Origin of the sequence: Rhodococcus sp. NPDC076796 (assembly GCF_040702765.1) — a bacterium.
Classification (GTDB): domain Bacteria; phylum Actinomycetota; class Actinomycetes; order Mycobacteriales; family Mycobacteriaceae; genus Rhodococcoides.
In genome coordinates, this window is record NZ_JBFBMS010000012.1 from 1 (window position 1) to 24,287 (window position 24,287).

General features: G+C 61.5%; 28 protein-coding genes, 1 pseudogene and 1 riboswitch. Of the genes and pseudogenes, 19 read left to right on the forward strand and 10 right to left on the reverse strand.

Annotated features, from left to right (window positions below; genetic code table 11):
* The 5 genes and pseudogenes from AB0366_RS23865 to AB0366_RS23885 form a co-directional block, all read left to right on the forward strand.
* Positions 1 to 377, forward strand: a pseudogene (locus AB0366_RS23865) (VWA domain-containing protein); the annotation flags it as partial.
* 146 nt (positions 378 to 523) lie between these two features.
* Positions 524 to 832, forward strand: coding sequence for a WXG100 family type VII secretion target (locus tag AB0366_RS23870; RefSeq protein WP_366246181.1), 309 nt, complete (start codon positions 524 to 526; stop codon positions 830 to 832).
* The gene (locus AB0366_RS23875) at positions 825 to 1,130 is read left to right on the forward strand and encodes a WXG100 family type VII secretion target (protein WP_366246182.1); all 306 of its coding nucleotides are present in this window, start codon (positions 825 to 827) and stop codon (positions 1,128 to 1,130) included. Before AB0366_RS23870 ends, AB0366_RS23875 begins: the two co-directional genes overlap by 8 nt.
* 135 nt (positions 1,131 to 1,265) lie before the next feature.
* Positions 1,266 to 2,381, forward strand: a complete 1,116-nt coding sequence (locus AB0366_RS23880) for a hypothetical protein (RefSeq protein ID WP_366246183.1) — start codon at positions 1,266 to 1,268, stop codon at positions 2,379 to 2,381.
* A gap of 3 nt (positions 2,382 to 2,384) precedes the next feature.
* Positions 2,385 to 2,750: a DUF6188 family protein gene (locus AB0366_RS23885; RefSeq protein ID WP_366246184.1), complete on the forward strand. Its 366-nt coding sequence runs from the start codon at positions 2,385 to 2,387 to the stop codon at positions 2,748 to 2,750.
* Between the two features lie 1,402 nt (positions 2,751 to 4,152).
* Here AB0366_RS23885 and AB0366_RS23890 read toward each other — a convergent pair.
* A complete protein-coding gene (locus tag AB0366_RS23890; RefSeq protein ID WP_366246185.1) occupies positions 4,153 to 4,806 on the reverse strand; it encodes a hypothetical protein in 654 nt (217 codons plus the stop codon).
* Positions 4,807 to 5,022: 216 nt separating this feature from the next.
* Between AB0366_RS23890 and AB0366_RS23895 the strand changes: the two genes are divergently transcribed.
* From AB0366_RS23895 to AB0366_RS23905, 3 genes are all read left to right on the forward strand, one after another.
* On the forward strand, positions 5,023 to 5,586 hold the full coding sequence (locus tag AB0366_RS23895; RefSeq protein WP_366246187.1) for a DUF3558 domain-containing protein: 564 nt from the start codon (positions 5,023 to 5,025) through the stop codon (positions 5,584 to 5,586).
* A 14-nt stretch (positions 5,587 to 5,600) separates the two neighbouring features.
* Positions 5,601 to 6,002, forward strand: a complete 402-nt coding sequence (locus AB0366_RS23900; RefSeq protein WP_366246189.1) for a hypothetical protein — start codon at positions 5,601 to 5,603, stop codon at positions 6,000 to 6,002.
* A 309-nt stretch (positions 6,003 to 6,311) separates the two neighbouring features.
* Positions 6,312 to 6,430, forward strand: a riboswitch (SAM riboswitch).
* A gap of 28 nt (positions 6,431 to 6,458) precedes the next feature.
* Positions 6,459 to 6,887 (forward strand): mandelate racemase/muconate lactonizing protein, encoded by a 429-nt coding sequence (locus AB0366_RS23905; protein WP_366246190.1) that lies wholly within the window; start codon positions 6,459 to 6,461, stop codon positions 6,885 to 6,887.
* A gap of 39 nt (positions 6,888 to 6,926) precedes the next feature.
* Here AB0366_RS23905 and AB0366_RS23910 read toward each other — a convergent pair whose 3' ends face one another.
* The 3 genes from AB0366_RS23910 to AB0366_RS23920 all read right to left on the reverse strand — a co-directional run bounded on the left by AB0366_RS23910 (position 6,927) and on the right by AB0366_RS23920 (position 8,723).
* The gene (locus AB0366_RS23910) at positions 6,927 to 7,391 is read right to left on the reverse strand and encodes a nucleoside deaminase (protein WP_366246191.1); all 465 of its coding nucleotides are present in this window, start codon (positions 7,389 to 7,391) and stop codon (positions 6,927 to 6,929) included.
* Positions 7,392 to 7,527: 136 nt separating this feature from the next.
* Positions 7,528 to 7,905, reverse strand: coding sequence for a hypothetical protein (locus tag AB0366_RS23915; protein WP_032384867.1), 378 nt, complete (start codon positions 7,903 to 7,905; stop codon positions 7,528 to 7,530).
* Positions 7,902 to 8,723, reverse strand: a complete 822-nt coding sequence (locus tag AB0366_RS23920) for a hypothetical protein (protein WP_366246192.1) — start codon at positions 8,721 to 8,723, stop codon at positions 7,902 to 7,904. Before AB0366_RS23920 ends, AB0366_RS23915 begins: the two co-directional genes overlap by 4 nt.
* A gap of 74 nt (positions 8,724 to 8,797) precedes the next feature.
* Here AB0366_RS23920 and AB0366_RS23925 point away from each other — a divergent pair, with 74 nt between their 5' ends.
* The 10 genes from AB0366_RS23925 (at position 8,798) to AB0366_RS23970 (ending at position 17,140) form a co-directional block, all read left to right on the forward strand.
* Entirely contained in the window at positions 8,798 to 11,257 is a 2,460-nt protein-coding gene (locus AB0366_RS23925) for an SEC-C domain-containing protein (RefSeq protein ID WP_366246193.1), read from the forward strand.
* Positions 11,258 to 11,380: 123 nt separating this feature from the next.
* A complete protein-coding gene (locus AB0366_RS23930) occupies positions 11,381 to 11,935 on the forward strand; it encodes a DUF3558 domain-containing protein (RefSeq protein ID WP_366246295.1) in 555 nt (184 codons plus the stop codon).
* Positions 11,936 to 12,042: 107 nt separating this feature from the next.
* A complete protein-coding gene (locus AB0366_RS23935) occupies positions 12,043 to 12,348 on the forward strand; it encodes a hypothetical protein (RefSeq protein WP_366246195.1) in 306 nt (101 codons plus the stop codon).
* A gap of 95 nt (positions 12,349 to 12,443) precedes the next feature.
* Positions 12,444 to 12,740 (forward strand): SAV_915 family protein, encoded by a 297-nt coding sequence (locus AB0366_RS23940; protein WP_366246196.1) that lies wholly within the window; start codon positions 12,444 to 12,446, stop codon positions 12,738 to 12,740.
* Positions 12,737 to 13,021, forward strand: a complete 285-nt coding sequence (locus AB0366_RS23945) for a hypothetical protein (RefSeq protein ID WP_366246197.1) — start codon at positions 12,737 to 12,739, stop codon at positions 13,019 to 13,021. Before AB0366_RS23940 ends, AB0366_RS23945 begins: the two co-directional genes overlap by 4 nt.
* A 41-nt stretch (positions 13,022 to 13,062) precedes the next feature.
* Complete coding sequence (locus tag AB0366_RS23950; RefSeq protein ID WP_366246198.1) at positions 13,063 to 14,091, forward strand: hypothetical protein; 1,029 nt, start codon at positions 13,063 to 13,065, stop codon at positions 14,089 to 14,091.
* Between the two features lie 100 nt (positions 14,092 to 14,191).
* The gene (locus AB0366_RS23955) at positions 14,192 to 14,989 is read left to right on the forward strand and encodes a hypothetical protein (RefSeq protein WP_366246199.1); all 798 of its coding nucleotides are present in this window, start codon (positions 14,192 to 14,194) and stop codon (positions 14,987 to 14,989) included.
* Positions 14,990 to 15,036: 47 nt separating this feature from the next.
* Positions 15,037 to 15,825, forward strand: a complete 789-nt coding sequence (locus AB0366_RS23960; protein ID WP_366246200.1) for a hypothetical protein — start codon at positions 15,037 to 15,039, stop codon at positions 15,823 to 15,825.
* The gene (locus tag AB0366_RS23965; RefSeq protein WP_366246201.1) at positions 15,822 to 16,637 is read left to right on the forward strand and encodes a hypothetical protein; all 816 of its coding nucleotides are present in this window, start codon (positions 15,822 to 15,824) and stop codon (positions 16,635 to 16,637) included. Before AB0366_RS23960 ends, AB0366_RS23965 begins: the two co-directional genes overlap by 4 nt.
* 41 nt (positions 16,638 to 16,678) lie before the next feature.
* Positions 16,679 to 17,140: a hypothetical protein gene (locus AB0366_RS23970; protein ID WP_366246202.1), complete on the forward strand. Its 462-nt coding sequence runs from the start codon at positions 16,679 to 16,681 to the stop codon at positions 17,138 to 17,140.
* A 306-nt stretch (positions 17,141 to 17,446) separates the two neighbouring features.
* Here the strand turns inward: AB0366_RS23970 and AB0366_RS23975 are convergent, their stop codons facing one another.
* The 5 genes from AB0366_RS23975 to AB0366_RS23995 all read right to left on the reverse strand — a co-directional run bounded on the left by AB0366_RS23975 (position 17,447) and on the right by AB0366_RS23995 (position 22,068).
* A complete protein-coding gene (locus AB0366_RS23975) occupies positions 17,447 to 18,670 on the reverse strand; it encodes a type II toxin-antitoxin system HipA family toxin (RefSeq protein WP_366246203.1) in 1,224 nt (407 codons plus the stop codon).
* Entirely contained in the window at positions 18,667 to 18,927 is a 261-nt protein-coding gene (locus AB0366_RS23980) for a helix-turn-helix domain-containing protein (RefSeq protein ID WP_366246205.1), read from the reverse strand. The genes AB0366_RS23975 and AB0366_RS23980 overlap by 4 nt, the downstream gene beginning before the upstream one ends.
* A gap of 259 nt (positions 18,928 to 19,186) precedes the next feature.
* On the reverse strand, positions 19,187 to 19,735 hold the full coding sequence (locus AB0366_RS23985; RefSeq protein WP_366246206.1) for a hypothetical protein: 549 nt from the start codon (positions 19,733 to 19,735) through the stop codon (positions 19,187 to 19,189).
* A gap of 48 nt (positions 19,736 to 19,783) precedes the next feature.
* Positions 19,784 to 21,016 (reverse strand): MFS transporter, encoded by a 1,233-nt coding sequence (locus AB0366_RS23990; protein WP_317804324.1) that lies wholly within the window; start codon positions 21,014 to 21,016, stop codon positions 19,784 to 19,786.
* Positions 21,017 to 21,054: 38 nt separating this feature from the next.
* Positions 21,055 to 22,068 (reverse strand): ketoacyl-ACP synthase III family protein, encoded by a 1,014-nt coding sequence (locus AB0366_RS23995; protein ID WP_366246208.1) that lies wholly within the window; start codon positions 22,066 to 22,068, stop codon positions 21,055 to 21,057.
* 268 nt (positions 22,069 to 22,336) lie between these two features.
* On the opposite strand from AB0366_RS23995, the gene AB0366_RS24000 reads away from it, so the two are divergent.
* Positions 22,337 to 22,951: a TetR/AcrR family transcriptional regulator gene (locus AB0366_RS24000; RefSeq protein ID WP_366246209.1), complete on the forward strand. Its 615-nt coding sequence runs from the start codon at positions 22,337 to 22,339 to the stop codon at positions 22,949 to 22,951.
* Between the two features lie 7 nt (positions 22,952 to 22,958).
* Here the strand turns inward: AB0366_RS24000 and AB0366_RS24005 are convergent, their stop codons facing one another.
* Positions 22,959 to 24,287, reverse strand: coding sequence for an aspartate aminotransferase family protein (locus AB0366_RS24005; protein ID WP_366246211.1), 1,329 nt, complete (start codon positions 24,285 to 24,287; stop codon positions 22,959 to 22,961).

Sequence of the window (24,287 nt, forward strand, 5' to 3'; positions counted from 1 at the left end):
AGGTCGGCACCGGGCTGGCCACGATGCCGGAGGATGACCGTCCAGGCTCGGTGACGGTGCTCGTGATGACCGACGGTCACGAGAACGCGAGCCGGGAACGGTCGAATCCTGCTGTGCGGGAACTGATCCAGTGGCAGGAAGCCGAGTGCAGCTGGGACTTCGTGTTCCTGGGATCGAACATCGACGCCGTCGAGGTGGGCACCGATCTGGGCTTTCAGGGCGGCAAGTCGATAACGTACGTCTCGACGTCGGTCGGCGTGACGGCAGCCTTCGAATCCGTGGCGGCCTATCAGCATCGGAAGCGATCGGCCGGTGTCGATGCGTGTTCGGTATCGGCTTTCACCCCGGAAGATCGCAGACGAGCGCGAGGGGAGTAAGAGCGGTCGGCGACGGCCAGGTGCGTGGCCACTCGCTGCAGAATCTCGACTGCCATCCGAGTGGAACCGCGCACGGCGCTGCTGCGTCTAACAAGCAGCTGCTCGATAGGTCAACAGATTCCGGACGTTAGCCGGGGGAGGTTTTGATGGGATCTGAACCGCTGTCGTTGGTGCTGGGGGAACTACAGGGTTTGTCTCGGTCGACTTACCGTGTTGCCGATGAGCTTGCTCGCGCACTCAGTTCGGTACAACCTGATGTCGAACGTGTGGCCGATGGTTGGGTTGGTGCTTCCGGTACTGCGTTCGATGCTCATTGGGAGAAGCTGTGTAGTCGTGCCCGCGTTGTGACACAGGAGCTCGCATTGATCGCAGTCGATCTCGAGCAAGCAGCTCGGGAGTATGTCGATGCAGATGATGTGATCGCACTGCGCGTATCGGTTCTCGACCTTGACTGAACCCGACGCTGAGTTCGCCGTCGAGCTGGGCGATCTCGAAACTTTGGTCACGCGGCTCGAGGGGTTGATCGAGTCTGTTGATCGAAACGTGGCTGAGCTGTCCGCGCAGGCAGCAAGTGTGAGGTCGTGTTGGAACGGTGAGGCAGCTGAGGCCTACACCGAACGACACCTTGCTTGGCATACCGCTGTGAGTGAGTTGACCGACGAAATTTCCGAGGTTCAGGCGCACCTCAGAAACGCGCACCACCAGTATTCGGATGCCGTAGCAACGAACCTGAAAATGCTTGGGCGGGAATGAAATTCTGTGGCTCCGAATAAACTCCATGTGGATCCCAACACTTACTACGCCGCCGCCAACGTGTGTTTCAGGGTGGCATCGGGCTTGTGCGACGCAGTGCGCTCCGCGGGGAGTGTGTTGGATCGGTGTGGCTCGATGGCAGGTGCCTACCCCGAAGGTGCCACCTGGGCCGGAAGATACGACGAACATGTCAATGACTTCTATTTGGGTGCGAACGATTTGGTGGAAGCGCTCGAAAACTACGGCGACGTGTTGACCCAGGCGGGCTACAACTACGCCGTCGCGGAGTGGGTAGCCAGCCAGTCAAGTGGTCTGCCGACTATGCCTGAGCTACCGAACTACATCGAAACGACCGTTCTCACACCAGCGCCAGCGGCAGGGGGAAGTGGTGAAGGGCTGCTCGACGACGGTCTCGGGCTGGTCGGAGAGATCGGAATACCAATTCCAGACGGTGACACAGACAAACTGGAGCTCGCCTTGGGCGCGTGGGACGTACTCGCGACGGGCAGTGGATCGACCAATCTGCCAGAGGATCTCGCCGCCGCGGCAGCGTTGTTTGCCGATACGACTGGCCCCGACGTCGAATTCATCGACGACGACTTACGTGAGTTGGGCACAGCGGCATCCGACTTGATCGCGGCAGCAGCTGAATTGCGCGACGCGTGTGCCGAATACAAGGCGTCGTTAGTAGAACTGCGTGAGGATCTCGAGTCGATCCTCACTGACCTCGCCAAAGAACTTGCGGTAACCGTAGCCGTGGCAATCGCGGCCTCGTTCATCACCTTTGGGGCCGGGGCTATTGCTGGTGCCGGTGCGTCGACCAGAGCAGTGCTGAAATACGGCAAGATCGTCCGAGAGGCCATCGTCCTCTGGAAATCAGCCAAAGGTCTGCGTACCAGCCTTGAATTCGCTAAGGACCTCAAGCGGCTGCGTGCAACTCTAGGACGAATCAAGGACCTGGGAAGGCGGACGAAGCCTGCCCCGGTGGGACCGCCGCCGCATGTTCCTACCGGGTGGGTACGTTCCCCCGTAAGGAATGGAAAGGGCGAGATGTGGCAGAAGCCGGGATCGTCCGGTAATTCCGACTCGATGCGGATCATGGATCCGACTGCGCGGTACCCGAACGGGTATGTTCGCTACTACAACGAACACGGTCAGCCAATCAACATGGACGGCAAACCGGGGCCCAACCCTGAGACCCATTTTCCCATCGAGCCGGACGGCTCATTTTCAGTCCCGAGAGGGTGGTAGCACGTGGACATTCCTCTGGTAGGTCAAGTGATCGCGTCTCTGGAGTTCGGGTTCTCCCTCGCGCTGCGTACGGATCATGACTACGAACTGCGCATCGAATCGTCTTTTCAGCTCGATGCGCCTGGGTCCGACGGGTTTAGAGGTGTGCCGGACGCAACGCTCTCCGAAAACACCGAGGTCAGGCGTCTCGAGGGTAGACAGGTCACGCTTGCGCACGCTTCCGAGGACGGCGACCTGCGAATCGAGTTCGCCGACCGCACAAGCCTTGTAGTTCCTTTCGACCCCGATTTCGAAGCCTGGACCGTTGCGGCACCCCAAGGTTTCAAGGCAGTCAGCCTGGCAGGCGGCGGTCTCACAGTCTGGGACTGAGGGGGGCGTCCCCGCAGGGTCGTTTGCGATCGACTGTGGGTAGAAGCCCCACTGAATGACCTGCGCAGGAGGCTTCGGCACACAATGCATCGCCAGGCCTGTGCCGTCGGACAAGGCGAGGGAGGGATAGGTCGCCCTATTCCGGTAGATCCACAGACCGCCAGATCGGACGCTCGAGAGGGTCTGATGTCCGTTAGCCTGTGCTGCATGTTTTGGCGAAAAGCGGACCGACGCAGTGCTTTAACCCTTGATCAATTCGATGCGTGCGTAGCGTCGAACAACTTGGATGTAGTCCGAGTCGAACTGGTGTACCAGCGGGCACGCAATGGGCGCGGCTCAAAGGTGGTTCTGACGAATCTCAGCCGCGGCGGCGGAGGAGATGCCTGGATGTGGTTCTACTATCCCGAAGTCGGCGATCTACTCGCTGTAACAGCGAGCTCAGGGTGGGGCCCACACAACAACCATGATGTTCTCTACGTTGGCAACAGATTCGGTGACACTGGCGTCTTCTTCAGGGTCGATTCGAAGACCCTCCGCAGGGGGCTGAGGCATCGCGCACGGCTTGAACGAGTGGCGGTGTAAGGGACGGACTTGCCCACGCCCATTCGGCACCGGGATCTTGCACCCGGTCGAGCCGGTAGGTTTCGGTTGTTTGCCCAGCGGCGCGAATCGAACTCTGAAACTATGCGTCTTCCCCCATTGGGGACGGTGGTGCTGTAGACCGGCGAAATCCTCGAGCAGAGTGGACTTACCGCAACCACTGGGCCCGACGACGGAGACGAGTTTGCCTCGGTGCCACCTCGGATGTGCCACGTGGACAACAAGGGATTCCTGATCGACGTAGTGTTGCCCGTACCGCTCGGCGAGTGGTCGAGTGGGGGTTCTGCGCGGGAGACAATCAGTAGCTGACGTCATCCGAAGGCTATATGAAGCCCAACGCTCGCCGTCGCCCCGCCGGCACTGAGGATGAAGTTGTGCCGTCCTTCGTCGCGAAACACCATCTGCATCGGCAGGAACCAGAACCGATTCTCGCCGGTGAAGCCGGCGCCGGGGATCTGGAGGCCGCGTTGGTTGACGACGGTGTTCGCCGTTCGCGTCTAGCACTTCGAGAGTCGCGGGGAAGTCTTTGCCGATGTCGTCGGGGCCCGTCTGCAGCAGCGCGATCAGGCGGCATTCAAGCATGCGGGTGTCGCGAGGAATCGTGCAGGAATCCCAGACGCCGCCGAGGATGTCGAGCATGTCGTTCGAGGCTCGCGCATACTCCGCGAAAGACAACCCGGTGATGATCATCGGCTTCCTCACTCGTTCAACTGCCCCGAGGCAAAACGACCTTGGCTAGCCGCGTCGACCGATACGGCCACGCGCACAACTCTAGGCGGCGCGGCGGTCGACCCTCGAACTCCTATGCCGTCGTACGCAATGCCCACGCCCGCGCGAGTGCAAAGGTTGCGACGAGTACGCACAGAACCGTCACGATCACGGCGACAAAGGTGGATGCCGTCGTGGAGAATCCGAGAATCCAAGCAGTCCCCGTTCCGACGAGGGTGGCGAGGACACCTCCGATCGGGAGAAAGGCAGCCACAACCTTGGTCGTCCGGGACGACAACGGATCGTGATTTGCCCTGAGCAGCAACCGAACCGAGGCGACTCCGAGCGCGTAGGCCAAAACTCCGGTGCCTGCGTATAGCGGCAGCAAGTACTCGGTCGAGACGCTCGAATTCAGACCGGAAAAGCTTGTTCCGACCAGAATCAGTACGGGCGTCATTCCCAGCGTCACGCCGATCAGACCGGCAACGGCGACCAGCCCCACTCGGCGAGAGGGATCGACGGCGAATCGAAAGCCGCACAGGTGCAGCACCAGGCCTGCGAGCATGCCGACCACTGCGCCGGTTGAAGCAGCGACAATGGGCTGCACCCACGGCCCCAGCGTGGTGTCCGGACCATAGAACGATCCGCCGGAGACGTACGCCGAGTACCCCGCAGTCGCGGTCGCCGAGTGACCCAGCACCGCAATCACTGCGCCGAGCAAAGCAAAACCACTTCCCTGTTTGATCACGTGCCAATGATGACGGATGTCCGATCTTCGTAGAGAAATTCGGCCGGAGTGTTGCCCTGACACGGCTTCGACCCCGGGGTGCGGCGATGTCCACTCGAGTGGGGACATCGTCGCACCGATTGGGAAACGCCAGGCACAACTGCGTCCCGATGCAATGGAACCGATGCATCGGTAGCTGCGTCCAACATCAAGGATGGGTTCCAAGGACGGAGTGCTGTGAGCAACGTGCGATTGCTGATCGGGAGTGCGGTCGGACTGATACTGCTGGCAACCGGATGCGCAGGGGCGACCGAAGGCATACCCGTTGCGGCACCGTCGACGACGTCGGTGATGACAACCGCTCCGGCGAATGGTGCGTGGGATCCGTGCACCATCCCGGACTCGGCAATCGAAGACGCCGGCTTGGCGGTAGAGACGGAGTCCTCCAACTTGGTGGGGGAGCTGCCGATTTCGGAGGACTGGATGACGTGTGTCTGGACCAACCCTCTGCCGACGCCGTGGTACTACCTCGGAATCTTCTCGTCCGACGAGAGCCTGGACTATCTACGTGGCAGTGGACGTTTCGGGCAGTTCGAGTCTATTGAGGGCCTCGACGGTATGCGGTTCCGGCGGACTGCTCAGTACGGCGAGGTCAACTGCGGCGTCGCCTTCGAACACCCGGATGGCGTGTTCTACCTCATCCTCGACGGCCTTCTGGCGACCGAGCCCCTTGGAGATCCGTGTGTCGAGGCCGAACGGTTGGCGCGTTCGCTCCGGCCATCCATGCCTTCATCGAAATAGTTGGGTAAGAAGTGATGGGGTCAGAAACTAACGAGCTGGCGGCTTCGATGCAGCAGTGGCAGTCGCTGTCGATGCAGGCAGAGTCCGGACAGCTCGAAATTCCCGAAGGCGTGGCGTTCCTGTGCGACGAGGTCTGCGCTGCCTACATTCGGCACTTGCAAGATATGGCGCGTAAGACGGAGTATTTGGTCGACGTCGAGGCATTCGGCACCTTGGATTCAGCCAGGCAGCTCGGCGAAAAGTTCGAGAGGATTGCCTTCAGTGGTGATCGATCGCTGCGCGTCGTGCTGACGCAACACATCGAGGTCATCGAGCTGATGCGGTCGGTGTTCAAGCGCTATTTCGATGAGGTCGAGTACGCCGATCAGCGGACCTTGAAGTCCATCGGGGAGATCGCGGAGGGTCTGGGCAGGTGACTTGTCAGCCGAGGTCCGTAGCGATCGGTGCCGCCGGCCGTCTGAAGAGATACTGCCCGATGTCGAATCGGTATTCGAGCGCCGACTCAGCAGCGATTGAAATACATTGAGCAGCAGACCAACCGAGAGTCGCGCACGAACGGCATGGTTCTACTGAGGGTCGTCCCTCATCTGGGCGGTACCGAATACGTTCGTACTCTGCATGGCAGGCACTGGACTCAGTCTGACGATCGCGTAGGCGAACGGGGGTGACGAGCCGCCAATCTATCGGATTGTCCAATCCGTACCCCTCGGCTACTGTCGAGGCAGGTTCAAGAGCGATAGCCGTAGGTACCTGGCCGGCTGTCCGGCAACCCCGTCTCCATCGACAGGGTGCCCCAGGGGAAGAACCGGCGCGTCCCGCAACCGCAGGCGCGCAAGTCGATGGAGGGTTGCACCTCCGGGGTGAGGTGAACGATGTCCGGTAGTGACGAACTCGAAGCAGCGCAGGCGAAGTGGGAACCCATTCCGCCGGAACGCCGTCGTACTTGGTGCCAGACGCTACTGAGTTACCCGCCGATCTGGTACGGCGTGTTCCCGATGATCGAGACCCGGAGGCGGGTGCTCGAAGGCGGGTACGCCAATGCGGAAGCCTGGATCGACCTTGCGAAACGTGCTGAAGCAGTAGGCTTCACACCTCAGACGTGGCTGATCTTTCGACAGAGTCTCGAACCCGCTTACCTGAAGGATCGATTCCCGTCCCATCCCGAGAACATGCCCAAGCGGCGTGGGAACGGCGGCGTCGAGACGGTGGTGGTCGATCCCGAAGACTTCTCCGAGTGGCCATGGCTGTTCGAGGCGGGGTATCGCGCGGGCGAGGCGACCTGGCATGCGCTGTCTCGCTGAGCTACCCGAGCACAGGCAGAACCGATTCGGCGGGGCCGCTTATGCATCCTCCCCGATGTCCTCGAACCACAGGCTCCGGCGCTCAGCAAGCATGCGTTCCATCAACTGCACGCATTCGGCGTTGTCGACGACGTCGACCTGCACTCCGTGCTCGCGTAGCAAGCTCTCCGATGTCTCGAACGACCGATTCTCACCTATGACGATTCGCGGAATCTCGTACAGCAAAGCGGTTCCCGCGCACATGAAACACGGAGACAATGTCGTGTAGAGCACTGATTTTCGGTACACCGAGGCGGGGAGTCGGCCTGCTCGTTCGATGCAGTCGGTTTCACCGTGACGGATTGCGCTGTTCATCTGGACGCGACGGTTCCGTCCCACAGCAAGAACTTCGCCGTCGTGCACGAGTGCCGCGCCGATCGGAACGCCGCCTTCTTCCCAGCCGATCTGGGCCTGTTCGATTGCCAGTCCGAGAAAGTACTGGTCTCCGCGCAATGGACTGTTCACATGCTCTCCTCGGTGTTCGGAAACAGCGTATGCAATTCGTGTCCTCGAATGGACCTGGGCACCACCTATCGCAAGCGGTACCGAGAATGCGATCGGGATCGGATGTCGGCGTGGCGATGAGCGGCGCGTTCCGACGTCAGCCGAAGGCGATGCGAAGCCCGACGCTCGCGGTGGCCCCACCGGCGCTGAGGATGAAGTTGTGCCGTCCTTCGTCGCGAAACACCATCTGCATAGGCAGGAACCAGAACCGATTCTCCCCGGTGAAGCCGGCACCGGGGATCTGCAGGCCACGTTGATTCACTATGTGTTCGCCGTTCGCGTCGAGCACTTCGAGAGTCGCAGGAAAGTCCTTACCGATGTCGTCGGGGCCCGTCTGCAGCAGCGCGACCAGTCGGCATTCGAGCATGCGGGTGTCGCGTGGAACCGTGCAGGTATCCCAGACCCCGCCGAGGATATCGAGCATGTCTTCGCTGACCCGTGCGTACTCCGCGAAAAACAACCCGGTGATGATCATCGGCTGGTGTCACCTGTTTCGTAGTAGGGAAGTGATTTCATCGCATCAAGAACGGCCGGGCGAAATGGTTGCGGCACTGTGTACTTGCCGTCGCAGACCAACCACCCGTCGGCAATGAATTGCTCCAGCATGCCGCGAAGTATCAACGCCTCGATGTGTTCGTACAGATCCCCGGCACCGGCCGGGCCGACTGCCGGGAGCCGCGTCCGCGGAGTGCTCGTCATCGCGGCGAGAACAATCTGTCCGGCAACGACGTCGACGGCTGGGGACGGACGGAGGGGATCCTCGCTGAAGAAGTAACGACGAATGACGTGCGATAGGGCCGTCCGGTGGGCGGCCAAGGAGCTGGCAAGTGAGTGGGCGAACTCGTGCGCGTGCGGACCGGGAACTGCTGTGGTGGAGGTCGACTCGATCAATCCGGCCGCCTTCGCCGCATTCCACAGTGTCATCAACCCTGAGATCTCGAGCATCGATCTCGACCTCGATGCACGCGCATCCAACTCCACGCCGACGGCTTTCGCCAACTCGCGAACCGACCCTGGCCGCGGAACACCCGTGCCCGTGATCGGTCGTGACGTACCGAGCCAGCCGAGGAGTGAGCGAAGCTGCGCAATCGGCTTCGACGCGGTCAGCGCCGCCAACTCTTCGTCGGCGTCTGGCGTTGCGGGCTCGATGCCGTGGGGCGTCACCCGTTCGACCGGGGACTCGACTGTCGGCTCGACGTCGTTGGCCAAGTCCGCGGTGGTGGTACGGGATCCCCGGCGACCGAACAGTGGAATCACTTCGGCGAGGTCGCGACCTGTGCGGTGGGGAGTCACACGCACATCTTATGGAAGACGCAGGGGCTCGCGCTGGTACCCACCTCCCGACCGTCACGTTTATGCTGGCCGCGATGGACGACAACGATGATTACGACGAGCTCGATACTGCAGCCCTCGACGTCTTGCGGGGACTCGGACCACTGAGCACCGAGGACTGGGCGATTGCCATGTCCGACCGAGGATTTGGACGCCGACGCGATATGTACGAACTCGTCGACACTGTCGATTCGGTCGATCTGGCCTTTCTGCCGGACATGCGGAACATCGCAGTCGCCACGCTGTTGGAGGGCCGCGTCCTCACTCACCGCCTCAACCACTGGGAGGTGGCGTCGGACATCATCGAGTCGATGGACGACCTGTCGCCCATCACGACCCTCTTGCAGTTCGCCGAGGATCCCGCTGGCCTTCGCACGAAGTACCGAGGTATCGGTGACGACGAGATCTTCACCATTCGCGGCATCGATGACCCGCAGTGGCCGCCCAGTGAAGCGCTCGTGCTCCCGCAGGGGACGTTGAGCGACTACGAACCAGGTGAACTCGTATCGCTCGTGGTGGCCGGCGGCGAGGTTCGGATTCGGTCGGTCGACGGCCCGCTGGAGCGTGTCGACCTCTCTGCTGCCGTGCGAGAGATTGTGCCCCAGGACGAGAGTGTCGATCGCGATGCTGTTGTCTACCAACTGATGTACGACCAACCGGACCTCTTCACGAAGCCAGGACCACCGCTGTCCGAGCTTTTTGCCGATGCAGGCTTCGACCAGTCGGACGACAGTGTGGCCCGAACAGGATTCGACTTCGACGCCGAGGCGGCCACCACTCGAATGAACGTCGTCTCCAACACTTTCGGAGTCGATGCCGCCGAGGCTCGTGCTCTGGTCCTGTTCGGCGACATCGTGCGGGACATCCGCGGCGAGGCCGCCTACGACGCCCGACAGCGTGCCGAGGCGGCGGTCTCGGACGGTGCAGATGAGCTCGCCCCACTTGCTCGATCCGAGGTTGCGGCACTGGCACTGCGGAGACAGCTCGACGGCGACGGGGCTGCGGAGGCGTTGCTGAACGTTGCGGATGCGCTGCTGATTGCAGGGCCGCGGCGGGTGACAGCAGCTGCGCACTGGTTCCGCGCTACCGCGCTGGACCGGCTCGGGGACGCACTATCGGCTGAGAAGGCGTTCGAGAAGGCACTCGACGCCGACTCGCACTTCGAACCTGCGGTGCTGTCTCTCGCCGAGTATGCGTCGACGCGGGGAGACGCGGTCCGCGGTCTGTCTCTACTCGGTCGTATCGATCCCGCCGCGGGCGCGGACCTACGAGAGATGTTGGAGCCCTACGTTCCTCGGGATCGGCCCGATCTGGGGCGTAACGACCGCTGCTGGTGCGGTTCGGGGCGAAAGTACAAGGTGTGTCATCTCGGGAAGAACGTTCTCTCGCTCGAGGAGCGCGCACAGTGGCTGTACCAAAAGGCCGGCGGCTACGCAGCCACGGCGAACTCAGCGGATCTCATTATCGGTCTGGCCGAGATCCGCACTGCGCATCTCGGCGGTGGTGACGATGCTCTGTCGAAGGCCTTCGACGACCCGTTCGTCAGCGACGTCGTGTTGTTCGAGGGTGGAGGGTTCGCCGAATTCGTGGCTTCTCGCGGGCCGCTACTTCCAGCCGACGAGTTGATGCTGGCCCAGCAGTGGCTGTTGGTGGAACGGTCGGTGCACGAGATCGAGTCGGTAAGACCCGGAGAAGGCATGTCTCTACGTGATATTCGTACCGGCGATCGACATGACGTCACGGAACGCTCGGCCAGTCGGCAGTTATCTGCAGGACAATTCATCTGCTCGCGCGTCGTACCCGTCGGTGAAGGGTTCCAGATCTTCGGAGGAATCGAACCCGTCGATCCGTCGCAACGTACAGAGCTGATCGAGATCGTCGACGCCGATCCTGTCGATGCCGAAGATCTGGTGAGCTTTCTCAGCGCCCGGCTGGCTCCTCGCCGAATCGAAACGCGTGACGGTGATCCGATGGTGTTGTGCGAGGCAGTCTTCGAGCTCGGTGCAGTCGGGGGACTACGGCGGAAGCTGAGCCGCAAATACGGGGCCGCGGAGGGGAATCGTTGGCACTGGACGGTCGAATCGAGCATCCTCGGCACACTCACCCTGGACGGCACCCATCTGACGCTGGAAGCAATGTCCGAACACCGAATCGACAGGTTGATCGATGACCTGTTGACCCTCCACCCCGATGCGGATCAGATGAGCCAAAGCCGCCTCTCGGCGGAGGAAGCGATGGCCGAGAGGCCGGGCGACAAGGCAGAGCCTGTCGAGGTGACGCCGGAGCTGGCTGCGCTCCTCGACAAACAGGTCCGTGCATACGAACAGAAGTGGCTGAGCGAGTCCATCCCCGCACTCGAAGGTTGGACGCCACGCGATGCCGCTGAAGACCCGACTCGTCGCGATGATCTCATTCGTCTTTTGGACTCCTTCCCGGAAGAAGAGCGAGCTGGTGCGATGAGTGTGCGTCGACTGCGCGACATGCTGGATCTGTGAGGAACACGTCGGAGCTCCCGCTCCTGAATTGAATGGATTCGCATGGTGGGGTGGAACCGATTCGTCACGGACTGCGTCCAATGGCGTGGACGGGGGTCGATGGAACGGAGTGGTGTGAGCACGATGCGAGTGTGGGCAGCGGGCGTTGTGGGCGTAATGCTGCTCGTGTCCGGATGCGGTGGTACGACCGACGGTGCGCCGACCGCGGCACCATCGACGACTTCGGCCATCGCTGCGTCCGCGTCGACTGAAGCATGGGATCCGTGCACCATTCCGGATGAGGCGATCGAAGCCGCTGGATTGGCGGTAGAAACCAAAAAGGCAACTTTAATTGGTGAACGGCCGATCTCGCCGGATTGGTCGACGTGCTTTTGGAGGAATCCGCTCCCAGAATCGTGGTACCACCTCGGCGTCTTCTCGTCCGTGTTTTCGTTGGACTATCTGCGCGACGAGGGACCGTTCGAGCAATTCACCGCGGTCGAAGGGTTCGACGGCCTGCGGTTTCAACGCAAGATCAAGTACGACGAAGTCAGTTGCGGCATTGCAATCGGGCACGACAAAGGCGTTATCTACTTGATGCTCGATGGTCTTGCTCGAACCGAGTCCCTCGCTGATCCGTGTGTGGAGGTCGAGCGCCTGGCTCGGTCCCTTCGTCTATCCCTTCCGTCGCCGAACTGACAGGAGAAAACGGTGGGTTCCGAAGTAAATGAGTTGGCTGCGTCGATGAGTCAGTGGCAGGCGCTGTCTGCGCAAGCAGAGGCCGGAGTGTTGGAAATTCCGGAGGGGTGGCGTTCCAGTGCGACGAGGTCTGCGCCGCATACATTCGGCACCTGCAAGACATGGTGGGCCAGACCAAGTCGCTTATCGACGTCGAGGCCTTCGGCACCCGCGATTCGGCTCAACAGCTGGGTCGGAAGTTCGAGAAGATCTCCTTCAGTGGCGAGCGATCGTTGCGGGTGGTGCTACTGCAGCACATCGATGTCATCGAATTGATGCGGTCGGTATTCAAGCGCTACTTCGATGAGGCCGAGTACGCCGATCAGCGGACGTCGAAGTCGATCACCGACTTCGCGGAGGGTCTGGGGAAGTAACACGGCGCTGCCCGGATTCTGCTCGGTTCAGAGGGGGAACCGAACGGCCACTTGCTGCGTCTGATCTGTCGTGGGGTTCGACCTCCCCACGGTCGATGGGGGAGAAGATGCGGCTACCGGACAACATTCCACCTGTGGTCTACGTACCGTGCACTGCGCACGTCTCCATCGTGGATCAGGCAGTGGTCGACCTACGCACCGCCCGGGACGGGCGTAGTGCCCTGCTGGCATATTCGGCACTGGATCGGCTCCATACCTGTTGTGGCGATGACCAACCCTGGATGGTGCTGCCGACAACAGCCCTGTCGAAAATTCACGAGTCCCATCCATTCGACCTCCTGCTGATGGACGTCATGATTCCCCACCACGAACGTCGGAGCGTCCACGCATGACCCTGTATGTCGACGTTGCTGTACTACGAGATTCCGCGGACGCGATGCTCAGAATTGCCGACGACTTCGACACCGCAGCGTCATCGATCCCCGACGCCGCCGACACCGGTATCGGAGCGCCGGCGCTGGCCGGGATGCTGGCACTGTTCACCGGTCGCGGCGGCGAACTGCAGACCGCATTGGCGTCGTATTCGGTCGCGCTCGATGAGTGCGCTATCGAATACGAGACCCAGGACGCCGCGACAGCCGAACAGGTCAACGCCGCACTCTGGGAGAAGTGACGGTGCCCATCGACACGAAAGTCGACGGCAACGTGGGATCTGTGCACGCCGTCGCCGGGTGGCTTCGCAACAGCTTCGCCGCTGGCCTCAGCGCCTCCATCGACACGCTGGACGCCACCAGAAATCGAACAGACGCCGGATGGGACGGCCCTGCATCCGAGGCCTTCTTCGCGCAGGCGCTTACCACCACTGGCGGTGCCTCTGACTTGGCAACTGCAGCAGCAGATTACGCCGCCAAGGTCGACGCTTTCGCTGCGGCACTACAGGCATTGCACGACGGGATGCGTGACGTCCGATCGGACGCAATCGATGCTGGACTCGACGTAATCGATGACACCATCATCGAACCCATCGACGATGCTTTGCGCGATGAATTCGATGCTCTCGAGCGCAGAGTCGCGCAACTGCGAGGCGACGAGACCGCGGCGGGCCAGCAACTCAAGGTCGATTACATCGACGCGGCCGCCAAGACCTTCTTCTTCGGAGGGTCGGTAGCGATCGGCCTGGCGCAAGCGGCGATGGAAACGCGCGCCTGGTTGATGACCTCGAAAGCCAATGATATGTATGCGCGGGCTGTTCAATGGGCCGAGTTTGCCCGCACGGCCCCTGCCGGGTCTCCCTTCTCTGCTGTCTACCGCGATTTCGGGTTCTCCGACTTTCTTCGGAATCAAGCCGACGACATGGTCCGGAATGCAGACGACCTGTACTCGAAGGCAGGAAGATGGGGGTTGCGCGCGGGAGGTGGCTTGGCGGTGCTCAGCATCGGCTACGACATCGTCAACGGTAAGCCTGTCGACCAGGCCGTAGTTGCCGGTGGATTGGGGTTCGGGGCGTCGGTGGCCGCAGGGGCATTGATCGGCACCGCGATTCCGATCCCTGGGGTGGGCACAGTCGCAGGAGCGATCGGCGGTGCTTTCGTGGGCATCTTCACTTCTGGAATGGTCGATGATCTCTACCAAAACGGATTCGACTCGATTGGGGACTCTCTTGGCGCGGGCTGGAACTCAGCAGGAGCCACGACGGGGGCAATCAAGGATATCTCAACCGAAGTGTGGGATGCACTCTTCTGAATATTCGAGAAGTTCTACTTCGGGATAACCAGCGAAAAAGTCGGCATAAATGCTGAAATCGAATTCCTATTGACCTATTTACATGACGACCGGAGGCCTTATGCGCATTGACGACCCGAGAGATTTTGGACTAGCCGAGTACGTACACGAAAACCGCATCGACTTCAAATTCATTGCTGGCTTGGTGTTCCTGGAGTTCTTCGCTTTCGCGTTCTGTATCGGCGCAGGCAGAGCAATTCTCGAGGAAAACTCCCTCGCCTCTTTCTCTGGAATCCTTCTCGGACTCATGATCGGCTTGACTCCCGCAATGCGTATCTTTCACAGGGCGGGACGCTCGACGGGGCAGGCGGTGTATCGGACTACAACCGGATCGAGTGTCCGCTACAAACACGGCGTGCTTAGATTGAGTCTGGTTCTCATGGTCCTGGCGGGGACAGGAATCATGTGGCTAGGACTCCAGCATGGCATCGGCGGCGAAACCGTTGTCGGCGTTGTATTAACGATTCCATTCGTCGTTCTGTCCGTAGGCTTGATACGCGGTGGACGGCGGCGTCCGAGAATCGAACTCACACGCGAAGGTGTCATTCAGGAGGGATATGGGTTCAGGAAGATGGTTCCATGGGACGTGCTCCGAGATGCTGTGCTGCAACCGAAATGGCCACCCGAGATCGGACTGTTGGCACCAATTCTCGGCTCGTTCGAATACGTCAAACTGACCCGGCTGAAGCTGGACGAACAGTCGAATTTCTTCCCCGGCGCTTTGATCGACTGCCGATTCTTCGACGTCCACCCTGTAGTCCTGACCCGATGGATCCGGTTATACCTCGACCACCCGAAACTGCGACATGAACTCGGTACGGATGCCGCCACCGAACGCCTCGCAAACCTGCTGCCATGACCCACAGAGGTCTGTGGACGATCGTGTACCGAGAGCGTGTGGAGTCGATGAGTAAGTCCACGACTGAAGTGTTAATGGGCGAAACTGAATGGTGGCTTGCTGCAACCGGTACGCCGGGTGATCCCACACAGACGCATGGCTTCGGCGAGTTCGGCGGCAGCAAGGACTACATCGGTGGGCCTGTTGAGCCGCTTCGTGTTTTCAGTATTCTCGACTCCGATGATCAGGCCAGTCAGATCATCAACGGCACTGCGCTCGTTGCGAGCCAACGGATGGATCGGCTGCTCGTGACAACCGGCGATGCGTCGCTGGGGGACCAGGCCTATCGCCCGCAGTGGCTTGTCGATCACGGGCTCAGTACCGAAATGGACCGACGTGTGCAGGACGGAGTCGACAAGCAGGAAGCAGCCGATGCACGGAACTCGAAGTTCACTGCAGCGTGGACAGCGGGGCAAATCGTTGCCGGTGGATTGGGCCCCGGTGGAATCGCGGTCGCGGCTGGCTCCGAGTTTCTGAAGCCGTATGTGCTGTCTGTCGATGGCCTCGCTGCTCCAGCTGCTCGCGAAATCACCTTTGAAACCACGCGATTCGACTTCGATGCCAGAGGCGATTCGTACTCGGCAAGCACCTGGGGAAGCGAAAATTTCAGGAGGCTCACTATTCTGGATGCACTTGTAGACAAGGGTGCGGTAGACATCGAGGACGTTCCCGATGTCTACAAGAGCGACGACGGCTCATCGCTGCTTCCGTACTCAGAAGCCGAAAGGGCGTATCTCGGCGAGGATGCGCCCAAGGTGCGATTTGAGCAGTCTGGACGACGAGGATTTACGGGATGACAGTACTTGAGGGGCCCCGTATATTCGTCGCAGCTCTGGCGACGATGCTCATCGTCGTCACAGCGTGCGATTCTGTCGCCGATGACAACCCGACCCCGGAAGAAAATACGGTACCGAGTGGGCACGCCACCGAGTCCTACGTGGTTCCTGATCAACTACGTGATGCGACGATGGTCTGGTCTGCTGAACCAGGAATCGACCTGTTGTCCACGGAAGGAACCTTGGTCCGCGCATCCGAAGAGTCATTCGCTATCGGGTTGATGATCGGTCTCGACTACACCTATCTCGGTTTCGCGAACAGCTCGAACAGCCGGGGCGGAGGCGGCTTGTTCGGGGGCTTCGAAGATGACACGGGGGAAGGCCCTTACGTGGGGACGATTCATGGTCATATTCAAAAAATTGTCCCGACTAAGAATGGTTTCGACGTATTGTCTTGCGTGCTCGCGGTCGGCCTGGACAAACTCGTGGACGGCCGGTTCGTTCCGTCGCGCATAACCGAGGGGGATGGCGGAGAGCAACGATCGAGCTTCACCCGTACCGGTGACCTGACAGCGGGGCCCGAGTCGCCCCCGTCGGAGCCAGTCCCCGATCGTCCGCATTGGCAGGCACCGGCCGGCAACGAATTCAGGGGTTGGACAGTAGACGGGTTTGTCGATCTCGACCCCGCCACTGCGGGAAGTGGCCGGTGTGTTCCATGGGCACGCTCTCTCCACCCTGAGACACCTGCAGTCATCCCCAAGGATGCTTACGCGAAGGACACCCCACCGCCGGTGCAGCCTGCGTACCCCGGTTGGCCAGATCCCGCTAGCTGAGAAATTCAGCAGTACATCGTTTCAACGAAGAGGCCAATACTGTGATCAGCTCCCACGAAGAACTCGGCGCGAAAGTTCGTCGACTGCAACAAGCCGTTGCCGACATCCATGGCATCACTCAACTCGAGGGCGTCACTATCCGGACGGATGCGAACGGTCGCCTCACCGGGCTCCAGGTGAGCCGCGACGCCTACGTCCGTGGACCCGACGTATTGGCCGACCTGATCATGCGTGCGTACGGCCAGACGGCTGACGACGTCCAGCAGCGCACTGCAGCGGTGCTGGCGGAGCTGCGGGACGACCCATCCGTGGCTCGCATCGTCGACGCGACCAGCAGCAGAGCAAACTCTGAAGTGGCGGTCGAGCCTCCGCAGTTCGGTGACTTTTCCGTTGCGCAGCATAGCTTCTCGGGTCAGCCAAATTCAGAGCCTCCGAGCCGTGGCCCTGACGAGACTGAGAAGAGCGGTGATTCCTACTACCAACGCAAGTCTTGGTTGGAATAGCGTGGGCTCGACATGGTCGTCAGCGACCCGCTCTGCACTAGGTGAGCAGCGCGCAGTCTCGTTCGTGGAACGCGATCGGCATCGAACATCATCGTCCATAACTTGGGCCACCTACACCGGTCACAGCATGAATCTGCAGTTCCCGGCACCGGGCTCGGGTCCTCTTGAACGTGCATCGACCGTTGCTTTCGACCTCGGCGAGACGATTCACCGACATCGAGCGAGAGAAGACTTCGCGCAACGTCTCGGTTGTTGACCCAGGCCACTACGCCTGGTCTGGAGTCGAACTCCAACCACAGGTCGAGGTCAGGACAGCTCGGCGCAGCGCTGATCGAGTAGCTGCTTCAACTGCCGTGTTTGCTTGTCATCGAATCCGATCACGTCGACTTCATCGATTCCGTTTCGAACGCCTGCGCAGACGTCGTCGAGGATTCGCAGAGTTGCTCGCCCCGGCATTCCCAGTCGACCAGCGGACTCGACGAAATGCGAACGTGTCCAACGGTTCGCGCGCCCGTAGAAGCTCAACGCCATCGGGTCGCTCCACGACGCGTAAGGCTGGGTGCACAGAAGGTCGTAGGCGGGTGTGATCGACCAGATTCCCCGAGAGTTCTTGTGGATCGAATAGTTTTTGCCGTGCAGATCGCCGTTTCCGATCGCATACGAATAAGCCGTCAAGCGAAGAAGTTCGGCGGTGGCCTGGCGCGCGGATCCGCCGCCGCGCTCGACATTGTCGGCGAGCAGCGCAATCACCGCTTCGGTCTTCATTCGGTACTTGGACGCGGGATAGAGCCCGGATACTTGGCACGCATCCTCTTGCGGTAGCCGTTGTTCACCGATCCGGTCGAATCGCGCTACCAGTAGACCGCTGATTCCCTTGTCGTCCTCGATCACGCGGTGTTCCGGCACCGAAAGCCCGCATCTACGTGCCAGATTCATGAAGAAGCTCTCGTTCTCGACCAATCGCGGCAGTCGCGCCGGTGGGGCGAGTTTCAAAATGGCGGGCCCGGCGGTAGTCGACACCGGGGTCGAGTACATCTGTGCGGACACTTTGCCCTGGACGCCCGGCAGAGCGGACGGATCCTGGCTCACCGACTCACCTGTGGACAGGGAATCGAACAGGTGACGAAGATCTGGAACACGGTGCCTCGAATCGAATGCACTGCCCGCCAACGATGTCTCTTGACCGCGTGGCAGCACACGAACGTCCCCGATGGTGTCCGATCCGACCGCCAGCAGCAGTGTGAAGTGATCGTCCTCGGACGTTTTTGTAGCTGTCACCACTCCGGTGAGACGAACGCCTTCCGGCAGCAGGCCCGCGAAAAAGGCAGGGACGCTACCGCCCGATGCCCGCGTCTCGAGTGACGACTTCGGGATCGACCACGCGAGATCCGGCGCAGAAGCGCTGCCGAGGTAATCGCTGTCGTACCGAAACACGACGTCGTTCCCCACACGCGTCAGTGAGCCGGCGAGAAGATCGCCCTTGTAGACATCGGCTGCATCGACATCCCGCAGCTCGGATACCGGGATCATGTTGGGTTCAGTGGTGGCACAGGCGATCCGGCGCGCGTGAGCAATGTGATCTCGCAGCCCAGCGCTTCCGCGACAGCAACCGCGCCGTCGAGCTGCACTGTGTCTTTTCCGCCCTCGAGCGCCTGGACTGTGGAGCGCCCCACGCCGGCGAGCAGCGCCAACTCGGCTTGAGTCATGCGCAACTGATGCCGACGCGCGACGAAGGCCCTGGCCAGCTCGCCGGAGTGCTTCCGAGCTCGTCGTCGTGGTTCGGCCATGATCGCTCCTTGTGCTTGCGCAGGCATGCATATCGGAGCTTACATCGTGAACTATCCGGTGAACAGCCTCTATGCCTGTCGACATAGGCATAAGGGAGCCGAATGACGATATAGCCACGCTCCCCACGGTTATGCATGCGTTCTCACGCGTAAGTATCGGTGATCGGGTGAGCGAGGGACTCGGCACGGGATCCGGCCAGCACACACCGGCTGTGCGTTGCGGCGTAGAGGTCGACGGATAGTCCGGAGCGAGCAGCGGTCAGTCGTGACTGTTGAGGTCCACGACCAATCGGATCACGAGTTCCCCGTCGACGACTCGCGTTCGTTGCTCGCAGATGGTGTTCATCAACGCGGTTCCCTCGTCGATTCCGCGCCGATGTGTGAGGAGCCTGTCGATGGAGTTTTCGGAGTTGGTCAATGCCGTTGCTGCTGCGGTGAGTTGACTGTTGGTCACGCCCCGATTGCCCGTCAGTGCCACGCGCTGAGCGCCGCGGGTGAATGTCGTGACTGCGGGCGGCGTCGGGCCGCCGGTGTTGGCCTGCCGAACACCGGCGATGTCCACACCGGGCAGCAGGTCGGAGGTGGCCTTGGCCGGAACACCGCCTATCGGATGCACAGCCACTACTCGATCGCCGAGCCGACGCAGCGCCGCATCGATGGACGCCACGGTCCCAGCGCGGTGCGTGGCCACCAGAACCGCGACCGATCCGGTCAGGTCCCGTTCCCAGTCGTCATCGACGGAGAAGTTCTTCACCGATGGCAGATAGTTCGCGGTCCACTTCGCGCCCAGTTCGGTGCGATGCACCATCGCGACGTCCACAGTGGGGAACAGCCCCGGTGCGCGACGCGCCAGCGCTCACGCTGAGGCATCGTCCGACTCCAAATCGGTGGTGGTGCGGAGGCGGCCACGCGTTGCCCACAAGGCGACGACGAGGCCCAACGCCGTCGCCACAGCACCGATCCATCCGAGGTTCCGCTCGGACAGGCCCTGCGCCAGAGTGGTTCCGCCGATCAACGATCCGAGCGCGACACCGACATTGATGCCGGACGTGTTCGCGGCGAGGGCCGACGGGGCACCCTCCGCTGCGGTCAACACCCACGTTTGGTAGGCGGGTACGACTGCGAATCCTGCAGCGCCGAGTGCTATCAGAGCGACGACGACAGCGGGTTTCGAAGGAGCCGCGAGGCTCAGGGCCAGCAGTGCGACGACGAGAACTACCAACAAGCCGACAAGGGCGCGCGCCAGATTTCGGTCGGCGAGACGACCCCCGACGAGATTCCCGAGGAAGCCCCCGACACCGAACACGAACAGTAGGAAAGCAATGGTGCCTCCGTCGAATCCGGTGATGTTTTCGAGTGTGGGCGCGATGTAGGTGTAGGCGGTGAAGAAGCCGGTCTGCCCGAGGGCGCTGAACAGCAATGCGATCAGTACGGGCCGTCGGAGGATCACCCTGAGTTCCTGTGCGATGCTCGGTGTCGTTTCCGGGGCGGGGTCGGTCGGAATGGCCAGCGCCACGAACGCGATGCCGGCAGCAGCAACCACGGCAAGGGCGACGAAGGTCGCCCGCCAGCCGAAGTGTTGTCCGATCAGTGTTCCCACCGGAGCACCCAGGATCATCGCAAGAATGAGACCGCCGGCCACCCAGGAGATGGCCTGTGCGATGCGTTCGGGTGGAACGCTGCGTGCGAGGGTGGCAATCGAGAATGCGATGAACCCACTGAGCGCCAGCGCTGCGACCACACGGCCGGCGAGCAGAACGGCAATTGTGGGGGCGGAAGACGAGATGACGTTGCCGACCAGGAACACAACCATGAGCCAGACCATGGACAGTTTCGACGAGTACCGTGCCAAGTATGCCGCCAGAATTGGGCCGGTCACAGCAACGGTCACTGCGTAGGTCGTGACGACCGACGCGGCAGTGCTGACGGTGGTGCCGACGTCGACGGCAATCTCGGTAAGCAAGCCGATCACCGCGTATTCAGCACTGCCCAGGGCGAATACGCACAGCATCATCGCAAGTATCGGTGCGACGGGAATGCCTGGAGAGTCGGACTGTGGCGCAGTGGCGGTCCGTTGCTCGGTGGTCATCTAGTACCCCTTCGTGGAAGTAGTAGTGGATAGGCGGTTCATGCAATGATTTCGATAATGGCTGCGCCCCAGTTGAATCCGATCCCTGAGGAGCACAGCGCAACAAGTGATCCCTTCGGAGTTGCGCCTGTCGAGATCAGGTGATGCAGGCCCGCGAGCTGGTCGGCTGCTCCGATATGGCCGACGGTGCGGCCCCATTTCCAGAGTGTCCGGTCTTCGTCGATCCCGTACTGAGACAGAAATTTCCACTCTGCGATTCCGCGGCCAGTGTTGGGGAACACGAACCGATCGATCTGGTCGATCTTGCAGTCCGCGTCTTCCAGCGCGATGCGCAGGACTTCCTCGGTGGCGCCAGTCAGTTTGGCGATGGCCTCCTCGATCGGATGATCGGCGAGATAGATGTCCTTTCTTCCCCGTAGGTCGAGACGCGTCGAGGGATCGTTGGGAAGAGGGCGCGGCGCATCGCCTGCGTAGAGCGGCTCAAGTGACGGGTCACCGATCAAGGCGCTGCTGCGGACGGCGGCGATTCCGGAGGAGCGGTCGAGCACGACGGCTGCTGCACCGTCGGCGAGGACAAGCCCCTTGTCGCTGCGGTACCGGTCGAAGTGGGGTTGTGCGAATACGTCGGCCGCAGTAACGGCGACAGCACCGCCTGAGTTGGCGGCTGCGAACAGTGCGCCAGTGTGTAGTGCTGCGAGTCCACCGTTGGATGCCTGCCGTATTTCCAATGTGGTCAATCTGCTCGACGCTGCGTCCGGTAGAGCTGTACGAGCTATGTGGGCGGCGGGGGTCCAGTAGTCCTGACCCTGGAAGTGAATTCCGGTGTGTATCAGGGTGTCGATTCGTCGATCCTCGCCGAAGGAAAGCGCCTCTCCGAGTGCTCGCGCTGCGAGTTCGGTGGGAGCCGCCCCCGGTATCACCGAGATCGATTCGAGGTCGTCCTCGGCCGCGTCGTCGGGGTCGTAGTCGCCACGTGCGACGGCCTCGCGTACCGGATCTCGCTGTCCCAGAACCGATGCGATCCCGGTGATGTAGACGTCGTCGTGCTTCACGAAGCCCCCTCGTGGTTGCGTGTAGTGATCACTACACGAGTATGGCACTGCGGATCGAGTTCGCAACCGGAACCCGCTGATCTCCGCCTGGGTGCAACGTTCGCGTTGACCGCGGGCGATTCGTTGCGTGTCTTCGTGACCACTCTTTGCCCCTTCGTTCCACGAAGAACCGAACCTCCTGTCGAAGGCTGGGCGATTCATTTAATGATCGATACAGGAGTATGGTGAGTCACAGTTTGCGAGAACAGTTCGAGAAGGGGAGGGCCCGATGGCCGGCGTGCGAGGACAGGGGCGCAGGTTCGATGTCGACTCAGCGCTGGATCAGGCGATGTTCGCCTTCTGGGAGCACGGATACGAGGGCACCTCGGTTTCGATGCTCACCAGCGCGATGGGCATCAACCCGCCGAGTCTCTACAGTGCGTTCGGAGGCAAGGAGGGTCTTTTCTTCGCAACGATCGATCGCTATCTCGCCACCCGAGGCGACTTCATGGACCGAGCGTTCGCAGAGGAGCCCCACGCGGCAAAGCTGATCTCGCGGCTGTTGTACGACGCGGCCTTGCATTACACGGACGAGTCCTGTCCAGGCGGCTGTCTGATCATCAGCTCGGCGGTCGGCGTCACCGACGCCAATCGAAGCATCGCAGATCGATTGCGGGACATGCGCAATGCCAACGTCGCCCTGCTGTCCGAGCGCATTTCGGAGAACATCGCCGACGGCATCCTGCCCCCGTCATGGGAGCCCGTCGATGTCGCGGAATTCATCGGCGTCATCATTCAGGGCATGTCCCAGCGCGCCCGGGACGGCGCAACGCGGAGTCAACTCGAACACGTGGCAGAGATGACGCTTGCGTCGTTGGGGCCGGTGCACTCGATCGCCCACTGACAGTTGGTCAGTCCACGACCCTTGCGAACTGTTCGAGGAACAGGTCGACGTCCGCCGCCTCGATGGTCAACGGCGGTCTGATCTTCAGTGTATTTCCGTACGAACCGGTGGCCGAGATCAGCACCCCGCGTTCCTTCATGGCGTTGACCACGCGCAGTGCCTCGGCCGGATCCGGTTCACCTGCCGGGCCGATGAATTCGACTCCGACGAACAACCCCGCACCCCGGATGTCCCCGACGGAATCGACGCGATCGGCGGCCTCTCGGAGTCCTGCCAGCATGCGCGTACCCATCGAGGCCGAGTTCGCCACGAGCCCGTCGTCACGGATGACGTCGAGCACCGCTTGCGCCGCAGCGATCGTCACCGGATTACCGCCGAAGGTGTTGAAGTAGCGCAGGTCTCGGCCGAATAACTCGGCCAGAGAACCCTGCATCACCAGACCCGCGATGGGCATACCGTTGCCCATCGGTTTGCCCATGGTGACGATGTCGGGCTGCAACCCGTGCCGCTCGAATCCCCACATCGACGCGCCCAAGCGGCCGAACCCCGGCTGCACCTCGTCGGCGATCAACAGCCCACCTGCGGCGTGAACGACGTCAGCTGCAGGCTTCACGAACGGTGTCGGCTCCGGCAAGATCCCGTCGGAGGCGAAGATCGAATCGACCATCAGCGCGGCGAAACCGACACCGCTGCAGACCAAGTCGTCGATCTGTTCCTGAACCTTCTCGGCGAACCACGTGCCCAGATCGCCGTCCACCCGGTAGGAATCCGGTGCCGAAACCGTACGCACCCAGGCCGCGTCGCTGACCGACGCCGGACCCATCGACGGCGAACACGCCGCAACATCCACAGTCCCACCGTGATACGCGCTTTCGGTGACGATGATGCCCTGACGGCCGGTCGCGTGCCGAGCGATGCGAAGCGCAAGGTCGTTCGCTTCGGACCCGGTACACGTGAACATCGCCGTACACAGCCCGTCAGGGAAAGTACCGACCAGATCTTCTGCGTATCCGATCACGGCCTCGTGCAGATACCGCGTGTGCGTGTTGATCAACGACATCTGCCCAGTGACGGCCTCGACCACCCGAGGATGGCAATGCCCCACGCTGGCAACATTGTTGTACATGTCGAGGTACCGAGTGCCGTCGGCGTCGTAGACGTACACACCCTCGCCTCGTACCAACTCGAGCGGAGTCTCGTACATCAGGTGGTAGGCGGGCCCGAGGACCCGCCTCCGGCGGTCGACCAGCTCGCGCGTGTGAGCACTCAAACCAGCCGACGACGACCCGTCGAAACCGTTGACGCTCAGAGCTCCGACGCGATCGAGGGTGGTCAC